This is a genomic window from Variovorax sp. P2_H12 (genome assembly GCF_056403395.1).
Map to the genome: position 1 here is coordinate 158,683 of NZ_JBFUFO010000004.1, position 24,234 is coordinate 182,916.

22 protein-coding genes and 2 pseudogenes are annotated in these 24,234 nt (G+C 69.4%); 13 read left to right on the forward strand and 11 right to left on the reverse strand.

Annotation, left to right across the window (positions count from 1 at the left end; all coding sequences use genetic code 11):
• Positions 1-142 precede the first annotated feature (142 nt).
• Complete coding sequence (locus AC1DYK_RS04345; RefSeq protein WP_478165128.1) at positions 143-622, forward strand: FKBP-type peptidyl-prolyl cis-trans isomerase; 480 nt, start codon at positions 143-145, stop codon at positions 620-622.
• On the opposite strand, the gene AC1DYK_RS04350 is transcribed toward AC1DYK_RS04345, so the two are convergent.
• The gene (locus AC1DYK_RS04350; RefSeq protein ID WP_478165129.1) at positions 564-857 is read right to left on the reverse strand and encodes a hypothetical protein; all 294 of its coding nucleotides are present in this window, start codon (positions 855-857) and stop codon (positions 564-566) included. The two genes, AC1DYK_RS04345 and AC1DYK_RS04350, sit on opposite strands and share 59 nt — an antisense overlap.
• A 215-nt stretch (positions 858-1,072) precedes the next feature.
• Here AC1DYK_RS04350 and AC1DYK_RS04355 point away from each other — a divergent pair, with 215 nt between their 5' ends.
• On the forward strand, positions 1,073-2,143 hold the full coding sequence (locus AC1DYK_RS04355; protein ID WP_478165130.1) for a pirin family protein: 1,071 nt from the start codon (positions 1,073-1,075) through the stop codon (positions 2,141-2,143).
• Here AC1DYK_RS04355 and AC1DYK_RS04360 read toward each other — a convergent pair.
• Positions 2,130-3,107, reverse strand: a complete 978-nt coding sequence (locus AC1DYK_RS04360; protein WP_478165131.1) for a Bug family tripartite tricarboxylate transporter substrate binding protein — start codon at positions 3,105-3,107, stop codon at positions 2,130-2,132. The genes AC1DYK_RS04355 and AC1DYK_RS04360 overlap by 14 nt on opposite strands.
• A gap of 161 nt (positions 3,108-3,268) precedes the next feature.
• On the opposite strand from AC1DYK_RS04360, the gene AC1DYK_RS04365 reads away from it, so the two are divergent.
• From AC1DYK_RS04365 to AC1DYK_RS04380, 4 genes are read left to right on the forward strand one after another with little or no spacing between them, the layout of a single operon-like run.
• Complete coding sequence (locus tag AC1DYK_RS04365; protein WP_478165132.1) at positions 3,269-3,841, forward strand: VOC family protein; 573 nt, start codon at positions 3,269-3,271, stop codon at positions 3,839-3,841.
• Positions 3,834-5,336 (forward strand): bifunctional 3-(3-hydroxy-phenyl)propionate/3-hydroxycinnamic acid hydroxylase MhpA, encoded by a 1,503-nt coding sequence (mhpA, locus tag AC1DYK_RS04370; RefSeq protein WP_478165133.1) that lies wholly within the window; start codon positions 3,834-3,836, stop codon positions 5,334-5,336. The genes AC1DYK_RS04365 and mhpA overlap by 8 nt, the downstream gene beginning before the upstream one ends.
• Before the next feature lie 21 nt (positions 5,337-5,357).
• On the forward strand, positions 5,358-6,110 hold the full coding sequence (locus AC1DYK_RS04375; protein WP_478165134.1) for an IclR family transcriptional regulator: 753 nt from the start codon (positions 5,358-5,360) through the stop codon (positions 6,108-6,110).
• Between the two features lie 40 nt (positions 6,111-6,150).
• On the forward strand, positions 6,151-6,999 hold the full coding sequence (locus AC1DYK_RS04380; RefSeq protein WP_478165135.1) for a fumarylacetoacetate hydrolase family protein: 849 nt from the start codon (positions 6,151-6,153) through the stop codon (positions 6,997-6,999).
• Between the two features lie 13 nt (positions 7,000-7,012).
• Here the strand turns inward: AC1DYK_RS04380 and AC1DYK_RS04385 are convergent, their stop codons facing one another.
• Complete coding sequence (locus tag AC1DYK_RS04385; protein WP_478165136.1) at positions 7,013-7,912, reverse strand: LysR family transcriptional regulator; 900 nt, start codon at positions 7,910-7,912, stop codon at positions 7,013-7,015.
• 70 nt (positions 7,913-7,982) lie between these two features.
• Between AC1DYK_RS04385 and AC1DYK_RS04390 the strand changes: the two genes are divergently transcribed.
• Positions 7,983-8,987: a bile acid:sodium symporter family protein gene (locus AC1DYK_RS04390; RefSeq protein ID WP_478165137.1), complete on the forward strand. Its 1,005-nt coding sequence runs from the start codon at positions 7,983-7,985 to the stop codon at positions 8,985-8,987.
• 98 nt (positions 8,988-9,085) lie between these two features.
• On the opposite strand, the gene AC1DYK_RS04395 is transcribed toward AC1DYK_RS04390, so the two are convergent.
• The 3 genes from AC1DYK_RS04395 to AC1DYK_RS04405 are packed head-to-tail and all read right to left on the reverse strand — an operon-like array spanning position 9,086 to position 14,988.
• Positions 9,086-10,096 (reverse strand): aldo/keto reductase, encoded by a 1,011-nt coding sequence (locus tag AC1DYK_RS04395; RefSeq protein ID WP_478165138.1) that lies wholly within the window; start codon positions 10,094-10,096, stop codon positions 9,086-9,088.
• A gap of 49 nt (positions 10,097-10,145) precedes the next feature.
• Positions 10,146-10,565 carry an Lrp/AsnC family transcriptional regulator gene (locus AC1DYK_RS04400; protein ID WP_478087756.1) on the reverse strand — a complete coding sequence of 140 codons (420 nt, stop codon included), beginning with the start codon at positions 10,563-10,565 and terminating at the stop codon, positions 10,146-10,148.
• Between the two features lie 43 nt (positions 10,566-10,608).
• Positions 10,609-14,988: a DEAD/DEAH box helicase gene (locus tag AC1DYK_RS04405; RefSeq protein ID WP_478165139.1), complete on the reverse strand. Its 4,380-nt coding sequence runs from the start codon at positions 14,986-14,988 to the stop codon at positions 10,609-10,611.
• A 146-nt stretch (positions 14,989-15,134) separates the two neighbouring features.
• Between AC1DYK_RS04405 and AC1DYK_RS04410 the strand changes: the two genes are divergently transcribed.
• On the forward strand, positions 15,135-16,937 hold the full coding sequence (locus AC1DYK_RS04410; RefSeq protein ID WP_478165140.1) for an NAD(P)-binding domain-containing protein: 1,803 nt from the start codon (positions 15,135-15,137) through the stop codon (positions 16,935-16,937).
• An 18-nt stretch (positions 16,938-16,955) separates the two neighbouring features.
• Here the strand turns inward: AC1DYK_RS04410 and AC1DYK_RS04415 are convergent, their stop codons facing one another.
• Complete coding sequence (locus tag AC1DYK_RS04415) at positions 16,956-17,303, reverse strand: FHA domain-containing protein (RefSeq protein WP_478087750.1); 348 nt, start codon at positions 17,301-17,303, stop codon at positions 16,956-16,958.
• A 79-nt stretch (positions 17,304-17,382) separates the two neighbouring features.
• A complete protein-coding gene (locus AC1DYK_RS04420; protein ID WP_478165141.1) occupies positions 17,383-18,030 on the reverse strand; it encodes a TetR/AcrR family transcriptional regulator in 648 nt (215 codons plus the stop codon).
• An 80-nt stretch (positions 18,031-18,110) separates the two neighbouring features.
• Between AC1DYK_RS04420 and AC1DYK_RS04425 the strand changes: the two genes are divergently transcribed.
• The 3 genes and pseudogenes from AC1DYK_RS04425 to AC1DYK_RS04435 all read left to right on the forward strand — a co-directional run bounded on the left by AC1DYK_RS04425 (position 18,111) and on the right by AC1DYK_RS04435 (position 19,387).
• Positions 18,111-18,521: a VOC family protein gene (locus AC1DYK_RS04425; protein ID WP_478165142.1), complete on the forward strand. Its 411-nt coding sequence runs from the start codon at positions 18,111-18,113 to the stop codon at positions 18,519-18,521.
• A 34-nt stretch (positions 18,522-18,555) separates the two neighbouring features.
• A pseudogene (locus AC1DYK_RS04430) lies at positions 18,556-18,986 on the forward strand (VOC family protein).
• Positions 18,987-19,078: 92 nt separating this feature from the next.
• Positions 19,079-19,387 carry a putative quinol monooxygenase gene (locus AC1DYK_RS04435; RefSeq protein ID WP_478165143.1) on the forward strand — a complete coding sequence of 103 codons (309 nt, stop codon included), beginning with the start codon at positions 19,079-19,081 and terminating at the stop codon, positions 19,385-19,387.
• Positions 19,388-19,535: 148 nt separating this feature from the next.
• Here the strand turns inward: AC1DYK_RS04435 and gap are convergent, their stop codons facing one another.
• Positions 19,536-20,537: a type I glyceraldehyde-3-phosphate dehydrogenase gene (gap, locus tag AC1DYK_RS04440; RefSeq protein ID WP_478165144.1), complete on the reverse strand. Its 1,002-nt coding sequence runs from the start codon at positions 20,535-20,537 to the stop codon at positions 19,536-19,538.
• A gap of 45 nt (positions 20,538-20,582) precedes the next feature.
• On the reverse strand, positions 20,583-22,634 hold the full coding sequence (tkt, locus tag AC1DYK_RS04445) for a transketolase (protein ID WP_478165145.1): 2,052 nt from the start codon (positions 22,632-22,634) through the stop codon (positions 20,583-20,585).
• 217 nt (positions 22,635-22,851) lie between these two features.
• On the opposite strand from tkt, the gene AC1DYK_RS04450 reads away from it, so the two are divergent.
• Both AC1DYK_RS04450 and AC1DYK_RS04455 read left to right on the forward strand, forming a co-directional pair.
• Positions 22,852-23,241, forward strand: coding sequence for an S-adenosylmethionine decarboxylase family protein (locus AC1DYK_RS04450; protein WP_478165146.1), 390 nt, complete (start codon positions 22,852-22,854; stop codon positions 23,239-23,241).
• A gap of 14 nt (positions 23,242-23,255) precedes the next feature.
• Positions 23,256-23,987, forward strand: coding sequence for a nucleotidyltransferase family protein (locus AC1DYK_RS04455; protein WP_478165155.1), 732 nt, complete (start codon positions 23,256-23,258; stop codon positions 23,985-23,987).
• Positions 23,988-24,035: 48 nt separating this feature from the next.
• On the opposite strand, the pseudogene AC1DYK_RS04460 reads toward AC1DYK_RS04455, so the two are convergent.
• Positions 24,036-24,234, reverse strand: a pseudogene (locus tag AC1DYK_RS04460) (hypothetical protein); the annotation flags it as partial.

Here is a 24,234-nt window from a genome sequence, read left to right on the forward strand (position 1 = left end):
GGGCTGGATGAATATACAGCGCCATGGCCGGCATGACGTGATCGGTCACGGGGAGCGTGGGCGCGATGTAGCAAGCGACAGAGGTGCGCCGCGTCCTTCCCTTATGCTGCGCATCGATCCCTCGGCTTACAGCACCCATCCCATGAAAATCCAGAAAGACTCCGTCGTCACCCTCCGCTTCAAGGTCGCGGACGCCACCACCCAGAAGCTGATCGAAGAGAGCAGCGACCCGATGGTGTATCTGCACGGCGGCTACGACAACACCTTCCCCAAGATCGAGGCCGCACTCGACGGCAAGGAGGCGGGCTTCCAGACCACGCTGAACCTGCAGCCCGAGGACGCCTTCGGTGTCCGCGACGAATCGCTGGTGCGCACCATTCCCAAAAGCGAGTTCCCGCCCGGCGTCAAGGTGGGCGGGCAGCTCGAAGGCCGCAACGACCAGGGCGAGCCCCAGGTCTTCACCGTCATGAAGATCAAGGGCCCCCAGGTGATCCTCGACGGCAACCACCCGCTCGCGGGCAAGGCGCTGAAGTTCAGCGTGACCGTGACCGGCGTGCGCGCCGCTACCGGGGAAGAGATCGCTCATCGCCATGTGCATGGCGATCACGGGCACCAGCACTGAGCGGGCGGGTGGCCGCCCGCGCCACGGCCGCTCCGAGCTCCTTCAGCAACGCGTTTTCGACCAGCACCAGGCGCGCGAAGCTCTGCAGGTCCGCATCCGTGGGCCCCGGGCCTTCGCCCTGCAGCTGCTGGCGAAAGGCCACGACGATTCGCTCCTGCGCCAGATGGCGCGTGTCGGTCGCGCTGGCCGCGGCGCGCCTCAGGGTGTTCACTTCAGCATCGAACGAGGGGTCCATTCAAGTGTCGGTCCGAGTGGAACAAGCCGGCGATTCTCCGGACGCCTTGGCGGACGGCATGTAGGCCGGCAACGCGCATTGACCGGCGCCTGCGCCCCTCTCCGGTCGTCCCATCGCCCGCGCCACAGCGTCCCATGGCCGGGCCTTTCGCGACGGCGCGGCAACCCCATATGCCAGGGATCCGCCCGCTTGCAGGCCCACACGAAAGCGCCACCATGAACTCCAGCCCCATCGTCCAGATCAAGGCCCTCGGCTTCCCGTGGGAGACGATCGACCCCTTCCTGTTCTGCGTCTATCACGACGATGCCTACCCGCAGGCCAATGCGCAGATGGGCCCGGACGCCCCGCTCGCGGGCCGCGACCTGGGCCAGGACTTCAGCCGCAAGGACGGCTGGAGCATGTACCACGGCCATCCCGTGCCCGGCTTCCCGGGACATCCGCACCGCGGCTTCGAGACCGTGACCATCGTGCGCAAGGGCCTGATCGACCATTCCGATTCGCTCGGCGCGGCCGCGCGCTTCGGTGGCGGCGACGTCCAGTGGCTCACGGCCGGCAAGGGCATCGTGCATGCCGAGATGTTCCCGCTGCTCGATGCGACGGCGCCCAATCCGCTGGAGCTGTTCCAGATCTGGCTCAACCTGCCGGCGCGCAGCAAGATGGCCGAGCCGCATTTCACGATGTTCTGGGCCGAGGACATCCCGGGCTTCACCGCCGCCGACGCCGAGGGTCGCAAGACCGAGGTCGCGAGCATCGCGGGGCGGATCGCGCCGATCGACGGCGAGCCCGGTGCCGGCGGCCCGCTGGCGCCGCCGCCCGACTCCTGGGCGTCGCAACCTGACGCGGACGTCGCCATCTGGACGATCCGCATGGCGCCTCACGCACGCTGGACGCTGCCGGCGGCCAGCGGCGAGGGCACGCGCCGCAGCCTCTACTTCTTCAAGGGTCGCTCGGTCGCGGTCGCGGGAGAGCCGATCGACGGCCACGCGGCGATCGAACTGCGCGCCGACGCTGCGGTCGAGCTGGTCAATGGCGACGCGCCGGGCGAATTCCTGGTGCTGCAGGGTCGCCCGATCGGCGAGCCGGTGATGCAGTACGGCCCCTTCGTGATGAACACCCAGGCCGAGATCGCGCAGACCATGGCCGACTACCGCCGCACCCAGTTCGGCGGCTGGCCCTGGCCGGACACGGCGCCGGTGCACGGGCGCGACCCGGCCCGCTTCGCGCGGCATCCGGGCGGGCACGAAGAACGGCCTGAAGGCGTGGCCGAGCCCGTCAATCGAGCTTGACGTTCGCCTGCTTGATGACCGCGCCCCACATCGCGCGGTCCGCATTGATGAAGGCGGTGAATTCGGCCGGGGTGTTGCAGCGCAGCTCCCCGCCGTACTGCCGCCATTTCTCGCCCAGCTCCTTCGACTCGCAAGCCTTCTTCATCGCGGCGCTGAGCTTGTCGATGATCGGCTTCGGCGTGCCCGCAGGCGCGAGCAGGCCCTGCCAGGCGATCGGCGCGTAGTCCGGCAGGCCTGATTCGGCGAAGGTCGGCACGTCCGGGAAGCTCGGGTGGCGCGCCTTGCCGGTGATGGCCAGCAGCTTGAGCTTGCCCGCCCGGATGTTCCCGGCTGCGGCGGGCAGGCCGTCGAACATCAGCTGCACCTGGCCCGCGATGAGATCGGTGTAGGGGCTGTTGCTGTTGTAGGGCACGAGGTTGGTCTTCACGCCCGCCGCGTTGTTGAACCACACGCCCGACAGGTGCGAATAGCTGCCGATGCCGGCGGTCGCAACCGTCACCGATTCGGGCTTGGCCTTGAGTTCGGCGATGAGAGCGGCGGCGTCCTTGGCCGGCAGCGCCGGGTTGGCGATGAGCCCGGTGTTGAGCACGCCCATCAGGCTGATGGGCGCGAAGTCCTTCTCGGCATTGAAAGGCAGCTTGGCATAGAGATGCGGCACGACCGACAACGAGCTGGTGGTGCCGATATAGAGCGAGTAGCCGTCGGCCGGGGCCTTGGCCGCAGCCTCGGTGCCGATGATGTTCGACGCGCCCGGCCGGTTCTCGACGAAGAAGGATTGCCCCAACACCTTGGTCAGTTCCGCCGCGATCTCGCGCGCATTCGCGTCCGGCCCGCTGCCCGCCGGGAAGGGGGCAATGATCCGCACGGGCCTGGCCGGGTAGTCCTGCGCGTTCGCCGCGAAGGCCGCCAGGACCAGTGCGACCGACGCCAGCAGGCGCACGGCGGGGACTTGTCTCTCGCTCATCGATGTCTCCATGTTTGTCTCCATGTGAAAGCGCGTGCGGTTCGCACACGGCACGATCATACAAAAACATGGCAGATTGTCAAAATACGATAATAGAGATATTATTTCTTCGACATCGACGCGGAAATCCCTTTCGCGTTATCGAGGAGAGACACTTGGCGATGACCCCTTCCACCCCACCCGCGGCCGACGGCCTGGCGCTTCAGTTCAGTCACTTCGGCTTCTACGTGCGCGATCTGGCGCGAATGGCCGGTTTCTACAAGGACGCGCTGCGCTTCACGCAGACCGATGCGGGCGACCTGGGCACGGTGCAGCTCGTGTTCCTGAGCCGCGACCCGGCCGAGCACCACCAGATCGTGCTGGCGACCGGTCGGCCGGCGGACATGCCCTTCAACGTCATCAACCAGATCTCGTTCCGCGTACCCGACCTGGCGACGCTGCGGCGCTTTCATGAGCGGCTGGTGGCGCATGGCGCGCGGGACTTGAATGCGGTCACGCACGGCAACGCCATCTCCATCTACTGCCGCGACCCGGAGGGCAACCGGCTCGAACTCTTCGTCGACACGCCGTGGTACTGCGAGCAGCCGCTGCGCGAACCGATCGACCTGGCCCGGCCGGACGAAGAGATCCTGGCGCGTGCCGAGGCCATCGCGAAACGGCTGCCCAAGTTCATGAGTCGCGCCGAATGGCAGGCCGGCGTGGCGCGCCGCATGCAGGAAGACCAGCGTGGCTGAGCGCGAGGACGCGCCGTTCGACGTGGCCATCGTCGGCTTCGGCCCGACCGGCGCGACCCTGGCCAACCTGCTCGGCAGCGCGGGCCTTTCGGTGCTGGTGGTCGAGAAGGAGGCGGAGGTCTACCCGATGCCGCGCGCCATCCATTTCGACGGCGAGGTGATGCGCATCTTCCAGAGCATCGGGCTGCGCGAGCAGGTGCTGGCGATTTCGAGGCCGGGCGCGCACGGCATGCACTTCGTCAACGGCGCGGGCGAGACCATGCTGATCCGTGGCGGCACGGCGGCGCTGGGGCCGCACGGCTGCGCCAACAACTATTACTTCCACCAGCCCGAACTCGAAGCCCTGCTGCGCCGGGGCGCCGCGCGCTTCGGCAACGTGTCGGTGCGCCTGCGGCACGAACTGGCCGGCGTCGCGCAGGACGGCGAGGGCGCCACGCTGTCGGTGCGCGACCTCGCGAGCGGCCGGCTCGGCGAGTTCAGGGCCCGCTACGTGATCGGCTGCGACGGCGCGCGTTCGCCGGTGCGCGCGAGCATGGGCGCGCCGATGGTGGACCTGGGCTTGCGCCAGCCCTGGCTGGTGTTCGACGTAGTGCTGCAGCGCGAAGTCGACCTGCCCGACCACACCGTGCAGCACTGCGACCCGGCACGGCCGATGACTTATTGCAACGTGACCGGCGCGCGCCGGCGCTGGGAAATCATGGTGCTGCCCGAGGACGACCGCGCGGCCCTGGTCGAGCCCGACAACCTGTGGCGCATGGTCTCGCGCTGGGTGAAGCCCGGGGACGCCCGGCTGGAACGCGCGGTGATCTACACCTTCCATTCGGTCATCGCCGAAGGCTGGCGCCAGGGCCGCCTGCTGCTGGCCGGCGACGCCTGCCACCAGACGCCGCCCTTCCTGGGCCAGGGCATGTGCGCCGGCATCCGCGACGCGGCCAACCTGGCCTGGAAGCTCGAAGCCGTGCTGCGCGGCCGGGCGCCGGACAGCGTGCTCGACACCTACGAGAGCGAGCGGGCGCCGCACGTGCGCTCGCTGATCGAACTCGCAGTGCGGCTCGGCGACCTGATCCAGACCACCGACCCGGCGCTCGCGCGGGAGCGCGACGCGAAATTCCGCGCGGGCCAGCCCGAGGTCTTCGAGCTGCCCGCGCAATTGCTGGGCGAAGGTGCCTTCGACGCGCAACAGGGTGCGCCCGCAGGCCGGCCCTTTCCGCAGCCGCGGCTGGCGGACGGCCGCCTCCTCGACGAGCTGCTGGGCCGCCGCATGGCGGTGATCGGACGCAATGGCACCATCTCCGGCGTCTCGGCCGCGACGGCCGAGCGCTGGCGTCGCGCCGGCGCCCTCGTGATCGACCGGCCCGACGCCGGTCTCGCCGAATGGCTGGACGCCCACCACGCCGATGCGGTCGTGCTGCGCCCCGACCGATATATCGTCGGGGTCGCGCGCACGGCGGGGGATCTGGAACGCATCTCACAACATATGCCGGTCGCGCCATGAACCAACGAGGAAGGAATCGGCGTGTCGGAAAAATCAATGTCCAGCCTGGGACGCATGCTGGGTGTGCTCGACCTGTTCGACGACACGCGGCTCACGCGCACGGCGGAGGACATCGCGGCGGCGATGGAAGTCTCGCTGCCCACGGGCTACCGCTACGTGCGCACGCTGCTGGAGGCGGGGCTGCTGCAGCGGGTGGAGAACTCGCACTACACGCTAGGGCCGCGCATCATCCTGCTCGACCACTACATCCGCAAGGCCGATCCGGTGCTGCGCGAGGGCATTCCCGTGATGCGCGAACTGGTGGAAAAGACGGGCTTCGACTGCGTCACCTCCGGCCTCTTCGGCACGCAGGTGCTCGACACGCACCGCGAGATGGGCGGCGCGCCGGCCACGCTGGCCTACGGGCGCGGGCGCCCGAGGCCGCTGTTCCAGGGCGGGGCGCCGAAGGTGCTGCTGGCGGCCTTCGCGCCCGCGCAACTGCGCAAGGTCTTCGACGCGCGGCACGAGGAGGCCGTGCGCTGCGGCCTGCCGGCCGAGTGGAGCGAATTCCGCAAGTACTACGCAGCCATCCGCAAGGCGGGCCACTACGTGTCGGTGGGCGAGCTGGAGCCACAGCTCGCGGCCGTCGCGGCACCGATCCTCAAGAGCGACGGCAGCGCATGGGCGGCGCTTTCGCTCGTTCTCGACACCTCGCGGCTCGCGATCGTCGACACACGCAAGCTGGTCCAGCTGGTCACCGAGGGCGCTGCCCGGATCGGGGGGCGGCTGGCCTGAACGATTTCCTTTTTCCACCACTTCACTTCACAGGCACACCATGAAGCTCATCAGTTATCAATACAACGGCCAGGACGGCTACGGCGCCGTGCAGGGCGACCGCGTCGTCGAACTGCGCAGCGTGTTCGGCACGCGCGCGCCCGACCTCAAGGCCCTGATCGCCGCCGACCTGCTGGCCGAAGCCGCGAGCGCCGTCCAGGCCGCGAAGGCGACCCTGCCGTTGAGCGAAGTGACGTTGCTGCCCGTGATCCCGAACCCCGGAAAGATCGTCTGCGTGGGCCTCAACTACGGCGAGCACGTGCGCGAGACGGGCCGCGAGATCACCGAGAAGCCGACGCTCTTCCTGCGCGTCGCCGAATCGCAGGTGGCGCACGGCGAGGACATCGTGCTGCCGCCGGAGTCGTCGCGGCTGGACTACGAGGGCGAGATCGCCATCGTGATCGGCCAGGGCGGCCGCCGCATTTCGGAGGCCGATGCGTGGGAGCACATCGCCGGCTACGCCTGCTACAACGACGGCAGCATCCGCGACTGGCAGACCGCCACGCCGCAATGGACGGCCGGCAAGAATTTCTGGCGTACCGGCGGCTTCGGCCCATGGATGGTCACGCGCGACGAGATCGCGGACAACCAGGAGATGACGCTGGTCACGCGCCTGAACGGCCAGGAGATGCAGCGCACGACGACGGACAAGCTGATCCACAGCATCCCGCGCCAGATCGCGCACATCTCCGCCTTCATGCCGCTCGCTCCCGGCGACGTGATCGTGACCGGCACGCCGGGCGGCGTCGGCGCCAAGCGCACGCCGCCGGTGTGGATGAAGGCCGGCGACGTGGTGGAGGTGGAAGTCGACGCCATCGGCGTGCTGCGCAACGGCGTGCGAGCCGAATAGGCACCCGGCCGCTTCAGCTCTCCTGGCGCTGCGCGGCCATCTCGCGAATCAGGTCCCACACGCGCTGCGCCAGCGGCGCCGGCGCGCGGTTGCGGCGGTGCACCAGCATGATCGAGCGCTGCACCCTGGGCAGGAGCGGACGCATCACCAGGACCGGCAGACCGGTCGGCGGCACCGCCAGCGCCGGCATCACGCTGATGCCGATGCCCTGCTCGACCATGCGGAAGGCGGTGGTCGGATGGCCCACCTGCTGGCGCACCTCGCAGTGCACGCCGTGCCGCGCCAGCGCCCCGTCGATCAGGCGCCGGCTGCCCGAGGCGTGGTCGAGCAGCACCAGCGCCTCGCCCTCGAGCGCCGACCAGCGCAGCGAGCGCCTGGCCGCCAGCGGATGGCCCGGAGGCATCACGAGGCAGAAGGGATCGTCGAGGATGGGCTCGCAGTGCAGGTCGTCGGTGTCGGGCGGCTCGACCACCACGCCGAAGTCGACTTCGCCGGCACGCACGCTGTCGAGCACGTCCTGCTGGATGCGGTCGAGCAGCACGAACTCGATCTCGGGCTCGCGCCGCGCGCATTCGGCGATGCAGGCCGGCATCAGGTTGGCCGACAGCGTCGGGCTGCTGGCCACCCGCACCTTGCCGCGTCGCGCGCCGGCCATGCCATGGACCTCGGCCAGTGCCTGGTCGAGTTCATCGAGCAACCGCGCCAGCCGCACTGACAGCGACTGGCCGGCCTCGGTCAGCACCACCTCGCGCGTCGTGCGGTCGAGCAGCTTCAGGCCCAGCTGGGCTTCGAGCTCGTGGATCGAGCGGCTGACCGCCGGCTGCGACAGGCCGATCTGGTCGCCGGCGCGGCTGAAATTGCGGCCATCGGCGATGGCGCGGAAGACGCGCAACTGGCGCAGGCTCACATTCATGCGATGGAATGATATATCTATCAGATAAATCCATTTCTCTTTTGAATGATGGCCGGGTCCAATCGGCCCCATGGCACGTTCACGCTACCTCCCCGACAACTTCACGCTGGCCCTGGTCGCCACCGTCACGCTGGCCAGCCTGTGGCCGGCGAGCGGCGCCACCGCCCATTTCTTCGAGCGCCTGACCACGGTCGCGATCGGCCTGCTGTTCTTCCTGCACGGCGCCAAGCTGTCGCGCGAGGCCATCATGGGCGGCATCACGCACTGGCGGCTGCACCTGCTGGTGTTCGCCGCCACCTTCGTGATGTTTCCGCTGCTGGGGCTCGCGCTCAAGCCGGTGCTGACGCCGCTGGTCACGCCCGAGCTCTACACCGGCGTGCTGTTCCTGTGCGTGCTCCCGGCCACGGTGCAATCGGCCATCGCCTTCACCTCGATGGCACGCGGCAACATCCCGGCGGCCGTCTGCAGCGCCTCCGCGTCGACGCTGCTCGGCGTCTTCGTCACGCCGCTGCTGGTCAACCTGATCGTGGTGCAGCATGGCGCCGCCGGCGCCTCGCTCGACGCCATCGGGCGCATCCTGCTGCAGTTGATGGTGCCGTTCATGGCCGGCCACCTGCTGCGGCCCTGGATCGGCGGCTGGATCAAGCGCCGCGGCTCGGTGCTGACCCTGGTCGACCGCGGCGCGATCCTGCTGGTGGTCTACACCGCCTTCAGCGCGGCCGTGATCGAAGGCCTGTGGAAGCAGGTGCCGATGTCCGCATTGGCGGGCCTGCTGGCGGTCTGCGCGGTGCTGCTGGCGCTCGCGCTGTGCATCACGACCTGGGCCAGCCGCGCACTGGGCTTCGACAAGGCCGACGAGATCACGATCGTGTTCTGCGGCTCCAAGAAGAGCCTGGCCAGCGGCATCCCGATGGCCCAGGTGCTGTTCGCCTCGCATGCGGTCGGCGCCATCGTGCTGCCGCTGATGCTGTTCCACCAGATGCAGCTGATGGTCTGCGCGGTGCTCGCGCAGCGCTATGCGCGCCGCAAGGCCGAGACGGAAGGGCGGCTGACCGAGACAAAACGCCCGGCCTGACACGGCTCGACGCCAGGGATACCGCGGAACCGGCTTCGCCGGGCCGCCGGTATCGCCCCCTGAAGGGGGAGGCGCCGCAGGCGCTTCGGGGGTGATTTCTACCGCGGTGCATCGCCCTTGCGGTACTCGGACGTGATTTCGTCGAGCCGCTGCTTGAGCCCGGCGTCGAGCTTGTACTCGGCCGCGGCCAGCGTCGCGTCGAGCTGCTCGGGCCGGCTGGCGCCGAGCAGCGGCGCCGTGATCAGCGGATTCGCCATCACCCAGGCCACCGCCAGCGTGGCGATCGGCACGCCGGCCTCCTCGGCCAGCTGGTGCAGTTGCGCGACCGTGGCAAAGCTGCGCTCGTTCCAGTAGCGGTCCTGGTACATGCCGCCGGCGGTGCCCAGCGTGAATCGCGTGTTCTCCCCGGGCTTGGCCTCGGGCTTGTACTTGCCGGTCAGCAGGCCGCCCGCGAGCGGGTTGTAGGGGATCACGCCCAGGCCCTCCTCGCCGGCCAATGGCAGCAGCTCGCGCTCGATCTCGCGGAACAGCAGGCTGTAGCGCGGCTGCACCGAGACCAGCCGCGTGAGCTTGTGCAGCTCGGCCCGGCCGATCGCGCGCGCCAGCCGGTAGGCCAGGAAGTTCGACACGCCGATGTAGCGCGCCCGCCCCGAGCGGACGATCACGTCGAGCGCCTCGAGGCTCTCGTCGAGCGGCGTCTCGCGGTCGTCGGAGTGCAGCTGGTAGAGGTCGACATGGTCGGTCTGCAGCCGCTTGAGCGAGGCGTCGATGGCGTCGAGCAGATGCTTGCGCGAGGCGCCCTGGTCCCAGGGGTTCGGGCCGACCTTGCCGACCGCCTTGGTGGCGACGATGAAGTCGCCGCGCCGGCTCGCGCCCTTGGCGCGCAGCCAGCGGCCGACGATCTCCTCGGTGCGGCCGGTGGTCTCCACCGTGCCGCCGAGCGGATAGACGTCGGCGGTGTCGAGGAAGTTGATGCCGCCCTCGGTCGCGCGGTCGAGGATCCGGTGCGACACCGCCTCGTCGGTCTGCAGGCCGAAGGTCATGGTGCCGAGCGCGAGCCGCGACACGGTGAGGCCGGTGCGGCCGAGACGGGTGGTGGGGATGCTCATGGGAAGGCTCCGTACGCTGCTGGGCAGTCGATCATCATAGTCAGCGGCTTCAGCGGTAGCTCGCCAGGTGGATGCTGGTCTCGGTGCTCCGGATGCCCTTCAGCAGCCGGATCCGCTCCAGCACCTTCGACAGCTCCGCCATCGAGGCAGCGCGCAGTTCGGCCAGCAGGTCCCAGCGGCCATTGGTGTCGTGGAGCGCAGCCACCCCGGGCTCGCCGAGCAGGCTGGCGATCACCAGGCGGGTCTGGTTGCCCTCGACCAGGATGCCCATCCAGGCACGGATCTCGTCGCTGCGGCTCTCGGGCCGAAGCTGCACCGCGTAGCCGACGATCACGCCGCCGTCCTCGAGCTTGCGCAGGCGATTGGTCACCGTGCCGCGCGAGACCCCGAGCTTCTGCGCCAGCGTGGCCGCGGGCAGGCGCGCATCGTGGCGCAGCAGCGCGATCAGGCGATGGTCGAGGGTGTCGATGTCCATGGCGTCAATGGTCCCACATGACGCTGCGGGGCAGGGCTCAGCCTTCGCCTTGCTGAGCCGCAAGCGCCAGGTAGCGCATGGCGGTCTCGGGCGCCAGGGCGCGGCGAGCGGCTTGCGCCTCTGCCGGGGTCAGCGGCTCCAGCAGCTCGACCTGCCCGGCCACGAGCGTGGCGATCGGAACGCCATCGCGAAACAGCACGCACGAGCCGGCCACGCGCGCCACGCGCGGACCCGGCACGACCGAGCCGAGCAGGTTGGCGGGATCCGCGGCCGACAGGGCCACCAGGCTGCCGTCGGCCGGCTGGCGCCGCACCTGTCGCATCAGGCCGATGGCTTCGGGCAGGGCGAACTGCTCGCCGGCCACGCCCTCGATGAAGCGGCCGCCGCGGATCTCGCCGCGGGCTTCGAGCCGGCGCCAGGCGCGCAGCAGATCGCTCCAGGGCGGCAGCCACCCCGCCTCGCGCTCGAGCAGGCGCCAGCAGACCACGCCATAGCGGCGCAGCAGGATCCGCGCGACCTGCTCGATCGCCTCGCCGGCGAGCCCCTGCGGCCCATGGGCCTCGACGCGCTGGCGCACCAGCGACCAGCGCCCGGCATCCTCGATGCCGACCAGCGGGCTGCGCCGGCGCCGGCCGGCGGACGCCGACGAGCGCTTCGAGGGCGGAATCAGCAGCGCGCGCAGCCCTGCGTAGCTGTCGCAGTGCGCGCGGCCGCGCATCACCAGTTCGGACAGCGCGTCTTCGAGCTCGGTGCCGAGCAGCCGCGTGCCCTGCAGCATCTCGTCGAAAAAGGACGCGCCATGCGCGGCCAGGAAAGCCGCCAGGCGCTGGGCGCGCGTGCCGAGCGCCGCGTCGTCGGCGGGCGCAGGGGCCAGGCCGGCCCACAGCGAGGCGCTGCGGCGCGGCAGCAGCAGGATCGGTGTCGACCGCAGCGAGGTGCCGCCGCCCCCCGGCCGTCCTTCGGCGGCCACCGGGCGCAGTCGGGTCCACAGCGTCCGCCCGGCGGTGCACAGGTCGTCGAGCCAGGCCGGCGCGTAATCCTTGACGCGGGCCGGCAGCAGCTCGGCCTCCCAGAGTGCGGCCGGCGCCTCGTAGCCCTCGAGCTGCGCCAGGATGCCGGCCAGCGCCTCGGGGCCGCTGACCCGGCTGGCGCCGCCGACGTGCTGCCATTCGAACAGGAAGCGGGCGAAGTCGCGCGGCTCGACCGGTTCGATCTCGCGCCGCAGGCGCTTGAGGGTGTAGCGATGGATGCGGGCCAGCAGGTGCCTCTCGCACCATTCGATGGTCTCGGCGCCCGGCGTGAACCGGCCCTGGAGCACCGAGCCCTCGGCCTGCAACGCGGACAGCGCGGCCTCGATGTCGGAATGCGGCAAGCCGAGCTGCGCCGCCAGTTCAGGCGCCGGCACTGGCCCCAGGCCCCCCAGCCGCGCGCGAATCAGTTCGCGCAAGGCTTCCCCGGGGCTGTCCGGCGCCTGCGCGCAGTCCGGCGGCGGTTCGATCGCCGGCTGCATCGCGGCCGCGGGATACAACACCCGGACCTGCGCCAGCCGCTCGGCCGCGACCCACAGCCCGCCGTCGGACGCGGCGCCCACCGGCGTCAGCCGGGTGGCCCGGCCCGCCTGCGCCAGCGCAGCCAGCCAGGCGGCCCACCCGGCGTTGGCCGACAGCTCTTCGACGCTGACGGCGCCGAGCCCGTTCAGCGCCTCGTGCATCTCGTCGGCATTGCGGGCGCGCGGCCAGGCCTCCTCCCGAACGCTGGCGATCGCGTCGGCGTCGAGCTGGCCGAGATCGTCCGCGCTCTCGGGATCGATATAGCGCCGGTTCTGCACGGCCTGGGTGCGGCGCTCCTCCAGCGGCGCGTCGTCGAGGAAGGCATAGGGCCGCGCGTTCAGCGCCTCGGCCGCGAGCGGCGAGGGGGCCGGCAGGTCGCGCGCCAGCACCTCGACCTCGCCGGCATCGAGGCGGCGCAGCAATTGCAGCCAGCCCTCGGCATCCATCGCCTCGTAGAGGCAGTCGCGCAGGGTCTGGGCCACCAGCGGATGGTCCGGGATCTCGCGGGCGCCGCTCAGGTTCTCGGCGCAGGCGACCTGGTCGGGGAACACCGCCGCCAGCAGGTCCTCGGACTTCATGCGCTGCAGCTGCGGCGCCACCTTGCGCCCGCCCACGAAGCGCGGCAGCGCCAGCGCGGTGGTCGCGTTCCAGCGCCAGCGGACGCCGAACAGCGGGGCGTCGAGCAGCGCCTGCACCAGCACGTCGAGCGCCGAAGCCGGGTGCAGGTAGCGCATCACTTCCTCGAGCGGGAAGCTGTGGCTGGTCGACAGCGACAGCACGATCGCGTCCTCGGTGGCCGCCGCTTGCAGCTCGAAATTGAACTGGCGGCAGAAGCGCTTTCGCAGCGCCAGCCCCCAGGCGCGATTCAGCCGGCTGCCGTAGGCCGAGTGGATCACCAGTTGCATGCCGCCGGAGGCGTCGAAGAAGCGCTCCATGACGATCCGCTGCTGGGTCGGAAGGGCACCGAGCACGCGCACGCAGCGGGCCAGATGCTCGACGATCTGGCGCGCGGCTTCGGCTTCGAGACCGACCGTGCGGCCCAGCCAGCCGACCGTGCCCTCGACACCGCTTGCCTTCAGCGCTTCCTCTATCTCGGCGCGCAGGCGCGACACGCCGAACGACAGCTCGTCGCTGCGCCCCGGCGCTTCGCCGAGCCAGAACGGAATGTTGGGCGCGGCGCCATGCGCGTCCTCCACCCGCACCCGGCCCGGCTCGATCTTCAGGATCCGGTAGCTCGCATTGCCGAGCTGGAACACATCGCCCGCCAGGCTCTCGACCGCGAAGTCTTCGTTGACCGTGCCGATCTTGTGCGCCTGCGGCTCGAGCATCACGGTGTAGTCGCCGGCCTCGGGGATGGTGCCGCCCGAGGTCAGGGCGGTCATCCGTGCGCCCTTGCGCTCGCGCAGCAGGTGATGGACGGCATCGCGGTGCACATACCCGGCGCGCGGCCCCTGCCGCGTGGTGAAACCCTCGGACAGCATCCGGACGACGGCCGTGAAATCCTCGCGCTTCAGTTCGGCGTAGGGCCAGGCGCGCCGCACCAGCGCGAAGAGTTCGTCTTCCCCGCATTCGCGGCAGGCGGTTTCGGCCACGATCTGCTGCGCCAGCACGTCGAGCGGCGCCGCCAGCACGTCGAGCGGCGCCGGCAGCACGCCGAGCGCGTCGAGTTCGCCGCGGCGCACGCAGTCCAGCAGGGCCGCGCACTCGACCAGTTCGTCGCGCGATTGCGGGAACAGCCGCGCCTTGGGCACGCCGCCGACCGCGTGCCCGGAGCGTCCGGCGCGCTGCAGGAAGGTCGCGATCGAGCGCGGCGAGCCGAGCTGGCAGACCAGGTCGACGTCGCCGATGTCCAGGCCCAGCTCGAGCGAGGCGGTGGCCACCAGCACCTTCAGGTCGCCGCGCTTCAGGCGCTGCTCGGCCTCGAGGCGCGTCTCCTTCGCCAGGCTGCCGTGGTGCGCGGCGACCACTTCCTTGCCAAGGATCTCGCCCAGGTGCCGCGCCGCGCGTTCGGCCATCCGGCGCGTGTTGACGAACACGAGCGTGGTGCGGTGTGCGTGAATCAGCCCGGCCAGGCGCGCATACACCTGTTCCCACTGCTCGTTCGACATCACGGCGGCCAGCGGCGTCGGCGGCAGCGCGAGCGCCAGGTCGCGCTGCTTGGCATAGCCGATGTCGACGATCTCGCAATCGGCCACGCCATCGACCACCGCGCCGGCACCGACCAGGAAGCGCGCGATCTCGTCGATCGGCTTCTGTGTCGCCGAGACGCCGATGCGGATCAACGGCTGCGCGCAGATCGACTGCAGCCGCTCGAGCGACAGCGCCAGGTGGCTGCCGCGCTTGCTCGCGACGATGGCGTGGATCTCGTCGACGATCACCGTGCGCACCGTCGACAGCATCTGGCGGCCCGACACCGAGCCCAGCAGCACGTACAGCGACTCCGGCGTGCTGACCAGCACGTGCGGCGGCCGGCGCAGCGCCTGCAGGCGTTCGCGGGCCGGCGTGTCGCCGGTGCGCACGGCGGTCCGGATGGCGACATCGGGCAAGCCCAGCTTCGCGAGTTCGGCCCGGATGCCGGCCAGCGGGGCCTGCAGGTTGAGGCCGATGTCGTTCGACAGCGCCTTCAATGGCGAGACGTAGACCACGGTGGTTTGGTCGGGCAGCCCGGCCGGCGCCAGCCCTTCGCGCACCAGGCCATCGAGGGCCGCAAGGAAGGCGGTGAGCGTCTTGCCGGAACCGGTGGGCGCCGCGATCAGCGTGTGGCGGCCGGCGCCGATCGCCGGCCACGCGGCAGCCTGGGCCTCGGTGGGGCCCGGGAAGGTCGCGCGGAACCAGTTCGCGACGGCGGGATGGAAGTCTTGCAGCACGGGGGAAGAATGAGATCAGGCCGGGCGCCCGGATGTCAAGGCACGCCACCCATGGCCCGGCGGCCGGCCGTTTGACGTCCGCCGGCGATGGGCGTACGGTTGCCGCCCGGCCCGCCCGCGGGACGCGAACGAAGGAGACAACGACGATGACCGACCTGTCCACCCATCCGACGCAGATTGCCGGCGCCTGGCTGGCCGATTTCCAGTCCGCGCTCGAGCGCCGGGACATCGACGCCGTGCTGGCGCTGTTCGAGCCCGACTGCTACTGGCGCGACCTGGTCGCCTTCACCTGGAACATCCGCACGCAGGAAGGCCCCGAGGCGATCCGCGCGATGCTCGAGGCGCGGCTGGCCGACACCCGGCCGACCGCCTTCGCGGTCGAGGGGGATGCCACCGAAGCCGACGGCGTGGTCGATGCCTGGTTCACTTTCGAGACCGCGGTGGCGCGCGGCCGCGGCCACCTCCGGCTGCGCAGCGGCAAGGCCTGGACGCTGCTCACGACGATGACCGAACTCAAGGGCTTCGAGGAGCGCAAGGGCGAGCGGCGCATCAAGGGGGCCGAGCATGGCGCGAACCCGCAGCGCAGGACCTGGCTCGAACGGCGCCAGCAGGAGGCCGAGACGCTGGGCCATTCCGAGCAGCCCTACGTGCTGATCGTCGGCGGCGGCCAGGGCGGCATCGCGCTCGGTGCGCGGCTGCGGCGGCTGGGGGTGCCGACGATCATCGTCGAGAAGAACGCCCGGGCCGGCGATTCTTGGCGCAGGCGCTACAAGAGCCTGTGCCTGCACGACCCGGTCTGGTACGACCACCTGCCGTACCTGCCGTTCCCGGAGGACTGGCCGGTGTTCTCGCCCAAGGACAAGATCGGCGACTGGCTCGAGATGTACACCCGGGTGATGGAGCTCAATTACTGGGGCTCCACCACCGCGAAAAAGGCGCGCTTCGACGAGGCGAAGCAGGAATGGGAAGTGGTCGTCGAACGCGACGGCCGCGAGATCACGCTGCGGCCGAAGCAGCTGGTGTTCGCGCTCGGCGTCTCGGGCTACCCGAACCTGCCGAAGATCCCGGGCGCCGAGACCTTCCTGGGCGAGCAGCATCACTCGAGCGCGCACCCGGGGCCGGAGGCCTGGCGCGGCAAGAAGTGCGTGGTGCTCGGCTCCAACAACTCGGCCCACGACATCTGCGCCGCGCTGTGGGAGAACGGCGCCGACGTGACGATGATCCAGCGCAGCTCGACCCACATCGCGCCCTCGGATTCGCTGATGGAGCTGGCGCTGGGCGGCCTCTATTCCGAGGCCGCGCTCAAGGCCGGCGTGACGACCGACAAGGCGGACCTGATCTTTGCGTCGGTGCCCTACAAGATCATGGCGCCGATGCAGGTGCCGGTGTACGACGAGATGAAGCGGCGCGACGCCGACCTGTACGCGCGCCTCGAGAAGGCGGGTTTCCTGCTCGACTTCGGGGTTGACGGCTCGGGCCTGTTCATGAAGTACCTGCGGCGCGGCTCGGGCTACTACATCGACGTCGGCGCCTCGGAGCTGGTCGCCAACGGCAGCATCAAGCTGCGCAGCGGCGTCACCATCGAGCGCATCAATCCGAGGTCGGTGACTCTGAGCGACGGCAGCGAGCTGCCGGCCGACCTGATCGTTTATGCCACCGGCTACGGCTCGATGAACGGCTGGCTGACCGACCTGATCTCGCCTGAAGTGGCGGACCGCGTCGGCAAGGTCTGGGGCCTGGGTTCCGACACGCCCAAGGACCCGGGGCCCTGGGAAGGGGAGTTGCGCAACATGTGGAAGCCGACGCAGGTGCCGCAGCTGTGGATTCATGGCGGCAACCTGCACCAGTCGCGCCACTATTCGCAGTTCCTGGCGCTGCAGTTGAAGGCGCGCATGGAGGGCCTCGAGACGCCGGTGCACGAACTCGCGCCGGTGCACCATACGCGTTGACGGCGCTCGGCAGGGGGTTCAGACCAGCCTGCCGCGTTCGCTCAGCAGGCGCATGCTTTCGTCGCCGATCACTTCCTGCTCCAGGGCCAGGAAGCGCATCCAGTAGCCGGCGATGTCGATGTTGTCGCCGTTGGCGAGCACCTGCGTCTCGACACGCTTGCCGTTGACGAAAGTGCCGTTGCGGCTGCCGAGGTCGCGCAGGATCACCAGCGGCCCCTCGGTACTCAGCCTGGCGTGGAAGCGGCTCACCCGCGGCGAGGCCAGCACCACGTGGTTGCGCTCGGCGCGGCCGATGGTCATGCCGGGCTCGGACACCGGCACCTGGGTGGTCAGGCCGGTCGGTGTCATCAGGATCAGCATCGCCATTCGTGAACGCTCCGTGAGGCGATCGAAGGTAGCCACTCGCCCATCAAAGTACAAGCGCGATACGGTTACATCCCGTTTTTCACAGTCCCTTTTCGACCATTTCCAGGAGCCGCTGCCCCAACGCGTCCACCTGCGCCTGCGGCAGCCCGCGCAGGGGCCCGTCGATGATCAGCAGGGCCAGGCCATGCACCGCCGACCAGGCCAGGAACTCGGCGCCCGGGCGGCGCTCCGGCGGCATCGCGCCCGCATCGACCAGCCGGTCGAGGGCCGCGCCGAGCAATTCGAAGGGGTTGAGGCCGCTTTCGCCGCCCTTGGCTTCGACGGGCGCGTCATCGACGTCCACCGGGGTCGCGAAGGCGGTGCGGAACAGGCCGGTCTCGGCCTGCGCGAAGCGCAGGTAGCCGGTGCCCACCGCGCGCACGCTGGCACGGGCGTAGTCGGCCGGCTGGCGCGTCGGGTCCAGGGTCGCGAGTTCGGCCTCCATGGCCCGTGCGACCGCCGACAGGGCGGCGGCGCGCACCGCCTGCAGCAGCGCCCGCCGGCTCGCGAAATGCCGGTAGGCCGCATTCGGAACCACACCCGCGCGCCGTGTCGCTTCCCGCAGGACCACCGCATCCGGGCCGCCGCTGCGCGCCAGTTCGACACCGGCTTCGAGCAGCGCGCGCCGCAGATCGCCATGGCGGTAGGTGCTGCGCGCGGGCGGACTGGAAACGGGCGGAGCGGTCATTGGTTCTTTCATGTGGACAGCGTCCATTATCTCTGCTATTTTTGTGGACGTCGTACACAACCATCTCGCAAAGGAATCCGATGGCGACCCAGATCTACGTCAACCTTCCCGTCAAGAACCTCGACCGCTCGGTCGCGTTCTTCACACAGCTCGGCTTCGCATTCAACCCGCAGTTCACCGACGAGAAAGCCACCTGCATGATCGTCGGCGCCGACATCTACGTGATGCTGCTGGTCGAGAGCTTCTTCAAGACCTTCACGCACAAGCCGATCGCCGATGCGACCCAGACCACCGAGGTGCTGCTGACCCTTTCCCGCGACAGCCGCGCCGAGGTCGACGGCATGGTCGCCAAGGCGGTGGCCGCCGGCGCCACGACGCCGAACAGGCCACAAGACCATGGATTCATGTACCAGCACGGCTTCCAGGACCTCGATGGCCACCTGTGGGAGCTCGTGCACATGGATGCGAGCGCGATGCCGCCCGCGAATTGAGCCGCCCCACCCACATTCACTCCAGGAGATCATCATGCAAGTCCAGCCCTACCTGTTCTTCGAAGGCCGCTGCGAGGAGGCGCTCGAGTTCCACCGCAAGTCGGTCGGCGCAGAAATCACGATGTTGATGCGCATGAAGGACAGCCGAAGGACAGCCCCGAGCCGGCGCCCCCCGGGATGGTCCCCCCGGGCTCCGACAACAAGGTGATGCATGCAAGTTTCACCGTGGGCCAGTCCACGCTGATGGCGTCCGACGGGCGCGCCTCCGGCCAACCGGCGTTCAAGGGCTTTTCCCTGTCGCTGATGGCGGCCGACGAAGCCGAGGCCCAGCGCCTGTACTCCGCGCTGGGCGAGGGCGGCCAGGTGCAGATGCCGCTCGGCAAGACCTTCTGGTCTCCGGCCTTCGGCATGGTGGAAGACCGCTTCGGCATCTCATGGATGGTGCAGGTGCCAGTGCCGATGTGAATGTCGCCCTCCGAGGAGGCGTACCGACGCGACAGGCGGGCACGGCGCTTTGCTCTTAAATTCGACGCTTCATTCCAAAGGAGCACCCGCACATGATTCACGTCGTTGCCGTCATCACGGCCAAGCCCGGCCAACGCGATCTGATCCTCGAGGCCTACCGGGCCAACCGGCCCGCCGTGCTGGCCGAGAAAGGCTGCATCGAGTACGCCGCGACCATCGACGCGGCGGGCATGCCGGCCTCGCGCGGCTCCTTCGGCGCCGACACCTTCGTCGTGATCGAGAAGTGGGAAACGCTGGCCGACCTGCAGGCGCACGCCGCGGCGCCGCACATGGCTGCCTATGGCGCCAAGGTCAAGGACTGGACCGAGAGCCGGCTGATCCACGTGCTCGAACCGGTCTGATTAAGCCCCCACGCTCGTCACTTCGTGTACTCGCTGCCCCCAAGGGGGCGCAGACCGGCTTGGGGCGGCCCGGCGCCGGTCTGGGCAAGCCCGGTCCGCCAAAGAAAAACGCGCCCGAGGGCGCGTTTTTTCATGGCGTGGCGCGGGCTTACTTCGCCATCACGCGGACCATCTCGAGGCACTTGTTCGAGTAACCCCATTCGTTGTCGTACCAGCTCACCAGCTTGACGAAGGTGCCGTCCAGGGCGATGCCGGCCTCGGCGTCGAAGATCGAGGTGCGCGGGTCGCCGCGGAAGTCGGTGGCGACCACCTTGTCCTCGGTGTAGCCGAGCACGCCCTTGAGCGCGCCTTCGCTCTGCGCCTTCATTTCGGCGCAGATTTCCTTGTAGGTGGCTTCCTTGACCAGCTCGACCGTGAGGTCGACCACCGACACGTCGGAGGTCGGCACGCGGAAGCTCATGCCGGTGAGCTTCTTGTTGAGCTCGGGGATCACCACGCCCACCGCCTTGGCAGCGCCGGTGCTCGAGGGAATGATGTTCTCCAGGATGCCGCGGCCGCCGCGCCAGTCCTTGTTGCTCGGGCCATCGACGGTCTTCTGGGTTGCCGTGGCGGCGTGCACCGTGGTCATCAGGCCGCGCTTGATGCCCCACTTGTCGTTCAGCACCTTGGCCAGCGGCGCCAGGCAGTTGGTGGTGCAGCTGGCGTTGCTGATGATGGCTTCGCCGGCGTACTTCTTGTCGTTCACGCCGTAGACGAACATCGGCGTGTCGTCCTTGCTCGGGGCCGACAGCAGCACCTTCTTGGCGCCGGCGTCGATGTGCTTCTGCGCCGTGTCCTTGGTCAGGAACAGGCCGGTCGATTCGAGCACGATGTCGGCGCCGACGTCGCTCCAGTTGAGCTTCGCCGGGTCGCGCTCCTGCGTCAGGCGGATCTTCTTGCCGTTGACGACGAGCGTGTTGCCATCGACCGTGATCTCGCCCTGGAAGCGGCCGTGCACCGAGTCGTACTGGAGCATGTAGGCCAGGTAGTCAGGCTCGAGCAGGTCGTTGATCGCGACAATCTCGATGTCGTTCTTGAAGTTCTGAACCGCCGCACGCAGCACGTTGCGCCCGATGCGACCGAAACCGTTGATGCCGAGTTTGATAGCCATGTCTGATGCTCCTGGATAGTTGACAACTTGAAGATGCGATCGATGTCAGCGCGCGAGCGCCGCTTCGACCGTGGCAGCGACGTTCTCTGCCGTGAATCCGAAATGCTTGAACAGCACGCCCGCGGGTGCCGACTCGCCATAGCTGTCGATGCCGACGACGGCCGCGACGCCGTACTTCCACCAGCCGTCGGTGCAGCCCATCTCGACCGCGATGCGCGGCGTGCCCTTGGGCAGCACGCTCTTCTTGTAGGCCACGTCCTGGCGGTCGAAAGTGGTGGTGGAAGGCATGGAGACGACGCGCACGCCGATCTTCTTCGCCGCCAGCAGCTCCTGGGCGCGCAGCGCCAGCTGCACTTCGGAGCCGGTGGCGATGATGACCGCCTTGACCTTCTTGTTCTTCAGGCCGACGGCCTCGGGCTCGGACAGCACGTAGGCACCCTTGCTGATGTCGCTCAGGTCATTCTTGGGCGCGTAGGGCAGGTTCTGGCGCGACAGCAGCAGCGCGGTCGGGCGGTCGGCATTCTGCAGCGCGACGGCCCAGGCCACGGCGGTCTCGGCCGTGTCGCCGGGACGCCAGACATCGAGGTTCGGGATCAGCCGCAACGAAGCCGCATGCTCGATCGACTGGTGGGTCGGGCCGTCCTCGCCGAGGCCGATGGAGTCGTGGGTGAAGACGTGGATCACGCGCTGCTTCATCAGCGCCGCCATGCGGATCGCGTTGCGGCTGTAGTCGCTGAAGGTCAGGAAGGTGCCGCCGTAGGGAATGAAGCCGCCATGCAGCGCAACGCCGTTCATGATGGCCGCCATGCCGAATTCGCGCACGCCGTAGTTGATGTGGCGGCCCAGCAGGCCGTCGGGGAACTGCTCGTTGCCTTCGATGCGGATCACGGCGCCGTGGTCGTCGAAGCGCAGGCTGGGCGTGCTCTTGGTGTTGGTGAGGTTGGAGCCGGTCAGGTCGGCGCTGCCGCCGAGCAACTCGGGCAGGGCGGCGGTGAAGGCTTCCAGCGCCAGCTGCGAAGCCTTGCGCGAAGCCACGGTCTCGGCCTTGGTGTGAGCGGCCACCACGGTGTCGAAGGCGGTCTGGTGGAAGTTCTTCGGCAGCTCGCCCTTCATGCGGCGCGTGAATTCCGCCGCCAGGTCGGGGAAGACTTCGGCGTAGGCTGCGAACCGGTCGTTCCAGGCTGCCTCATTCTTCGCGCCGGCCGCCTTGGCGTCCCATTCCTCGTAGACCGCCGCCGGCAGCTCGAAGGGCGAGTGCGTCCAGTTCAGCGCACTGCGCGTGAGGCCGATCTCGTCGGCGCCCAGCGGCTCGCCGTGCGCCTTGGCGGTGTTGGCGCGGTTCGGGCTGCCCTTGCCGATATGCGTCTTGCAGATGATCAGGGTCGGCTGGCCGGTGTGCTTCTTCGCCTTCTCGATGGCCTTCGACACCTCCCTGGCATCGTTGCCGTCGATCGGGCCGACCACGTTCCAGTCGTAGGCCTTGAAGCGCTGCTCGGTGTCGTCGACGAACCAGGGCTTGACGGGCCCGTCGATCGAGATGCCGTTGTCGTCGTACAGCGCGATCAGCTTGTCGAGCTTCCAGGCCCCGGCCAGCGCGGCGGCTTCGTGGCTGATGCCCTCCATCAGGCAGCCGTCGCCCAGGAAGGCGTAGGTGTGATGGTCGACGATCTCGTGGCCCTTGCGGTTGAACTCGGCCGCGAGCAGCTTCTCGGCCAGCGCGAAGCCGACCGCATTGGTGATGCCCTGGCCCAGCGGGCCGGTGGTGGTCTCGACGCCGGGCGTGATGCCGACCTCGGGGTGGCCCGCCGTCTTGCTGTGCAGCTGGCGGAAGTGCTTGAGCTCCTCGATCGGCAGCGCATAGCCCGTGAGGTGCAGGACCGAATAGATCAGCATCGAGGCGTGGCCGTTCGACAGCACGAAGCGGTCGCGATCGAACCACTGCGGATTGACCGGGTTGTGCCGCAGGTGGTCGCCCCACAGCGCGACCGCCATGTCGGCCATGCCCATCGGCGCGCCCGGATGCCCCGAGTTGGCGAGTTGAACGGCATCCATTGCCAACGCGCGAATCGCGTTGGCCATCAAGGCTTGGTTGGCCATCTGTGGCTTTCTGGGAGCAGGTTAGGGGGAACCCGGTATTTTAACGGGCGGGGTGGAGGGGCCCCGGAATGGGCTCGGATCAGGCCGGCGCCGGGCCGCCAGCGCGGCGAGGCCCGCGCTTCGCACGGACGGGCGGCCTGCTGCTTCCCCCTCGGGGGGCAGCGACCCACACGCAGTGGGGGAGCGTGGGGGCCACATTCAGCTAGAGTGCCGCTCCATGCAGGGCCTTCACCTCACCGCCGACCTCCTCGACTGCCGTTGCGACGAACGCTGGCTGGTCGACGCCGAAACCCTTGGCGCCGCCTGTGCCGCGCATGCCGAAGCCGCCGGTTTGCAGGTGGTCGGCCGGCTGTTCCATGCCTTCCCGGCCACGCCGCAGGGCCCGGGCGGCGTGACGGCCACGGTGCTGCTGGCCGAGTCGCACCTGTGCGTCCACACCTGGCCGGAGCAGCGCGGCGTGACGATCGACGTCTATGTCTGCAACTTCGGTGCCGATCACTCGGCCAAGGCGAAGGCGCTGATGACCGCACTGGAGGCGCTCTTCGTTCCCGGCCATGCGCAGCGGCATGCCCTGCAGCGCGGCGAGATCGGGGCGGCGGTGGCATGAGCGGCATCCCGGCAATGATCCTGGCCGCCGGCCGCGGCGAGCGCATGCGGCCACTGACCGACCACACACCGAAGCCGCTGCTCGAAGTGCACGGCAAGCCGCTGATGCAGTGGCCGATGGACGCGCTGGCCGCGGGCGGATTCACCGATCTCATCGTGAACACGGCCTGGCTGGGCGAGCAGATCGAGGCGCGCTTCGGCAGCCGGCACGGCGCGGCCGCACTGCGCTACTCGCACGAAGGCCGCGACTTCGGCGGCGCGCTCGAGACCGCGGGCGGCATCGTGCGCGTACTGCCGGCGCTGGGCGAGGTGTTCTGGGTGGTCGCGGGCGACGTGTTTGCGCCGGAATTCGCCTTCACCCAGCAGGCGGTCGACCGCTTCGCGGCGAGCGGGCGACTGGCGCATCTTTGGTTGGTGCCGAATCCGCCGCACAACCCGTCCGGGGATTTCGGCATCGCCGCCGATGGCAGCGCATTGGCGGAATCGCCGCGCAAGCACACTTTCTCGACCATCGCACTGTACCGGGCCGGCCTGTTCGCGCCGCCGTTCTGCGCGATGCCGTCGGGCAACGCCTGCGGAACGAAGGCGGCGCTGGCGCCGCTGTTACGCGCCGCCATGGCCGCCGGCACCGTCAGCGCCGAGCTCTATACAGGACCGTGGACCGACGTCGGAACGCCAGAACGCCTCGCGGCGCTGAATGCATCGGGGCCGGCCAGGCCGGGCGCACAAATAAAACGGCCCGCGTGAAGCGGGCCGTTCCGTGCATGCCGGTGTCATCCCGGCCGTTCTACAAGATCAAGGCACGTTGGCCGTCTTGACGTGGTACGGCTTGCCGGGCAGGGCCATGGAGCCGCCGTACTCGATGCCGATGGAGCCCGTGGGCGTCACGGGACACCCGTTGGGCGCCGGGCAGGACTTGCCGTCGGTGTAGATCACCGGCCCGTAGCGGTAGTTTCTCAGGGCCTTGCCGGCGTAGTCGGCCACGGTCAGGAGG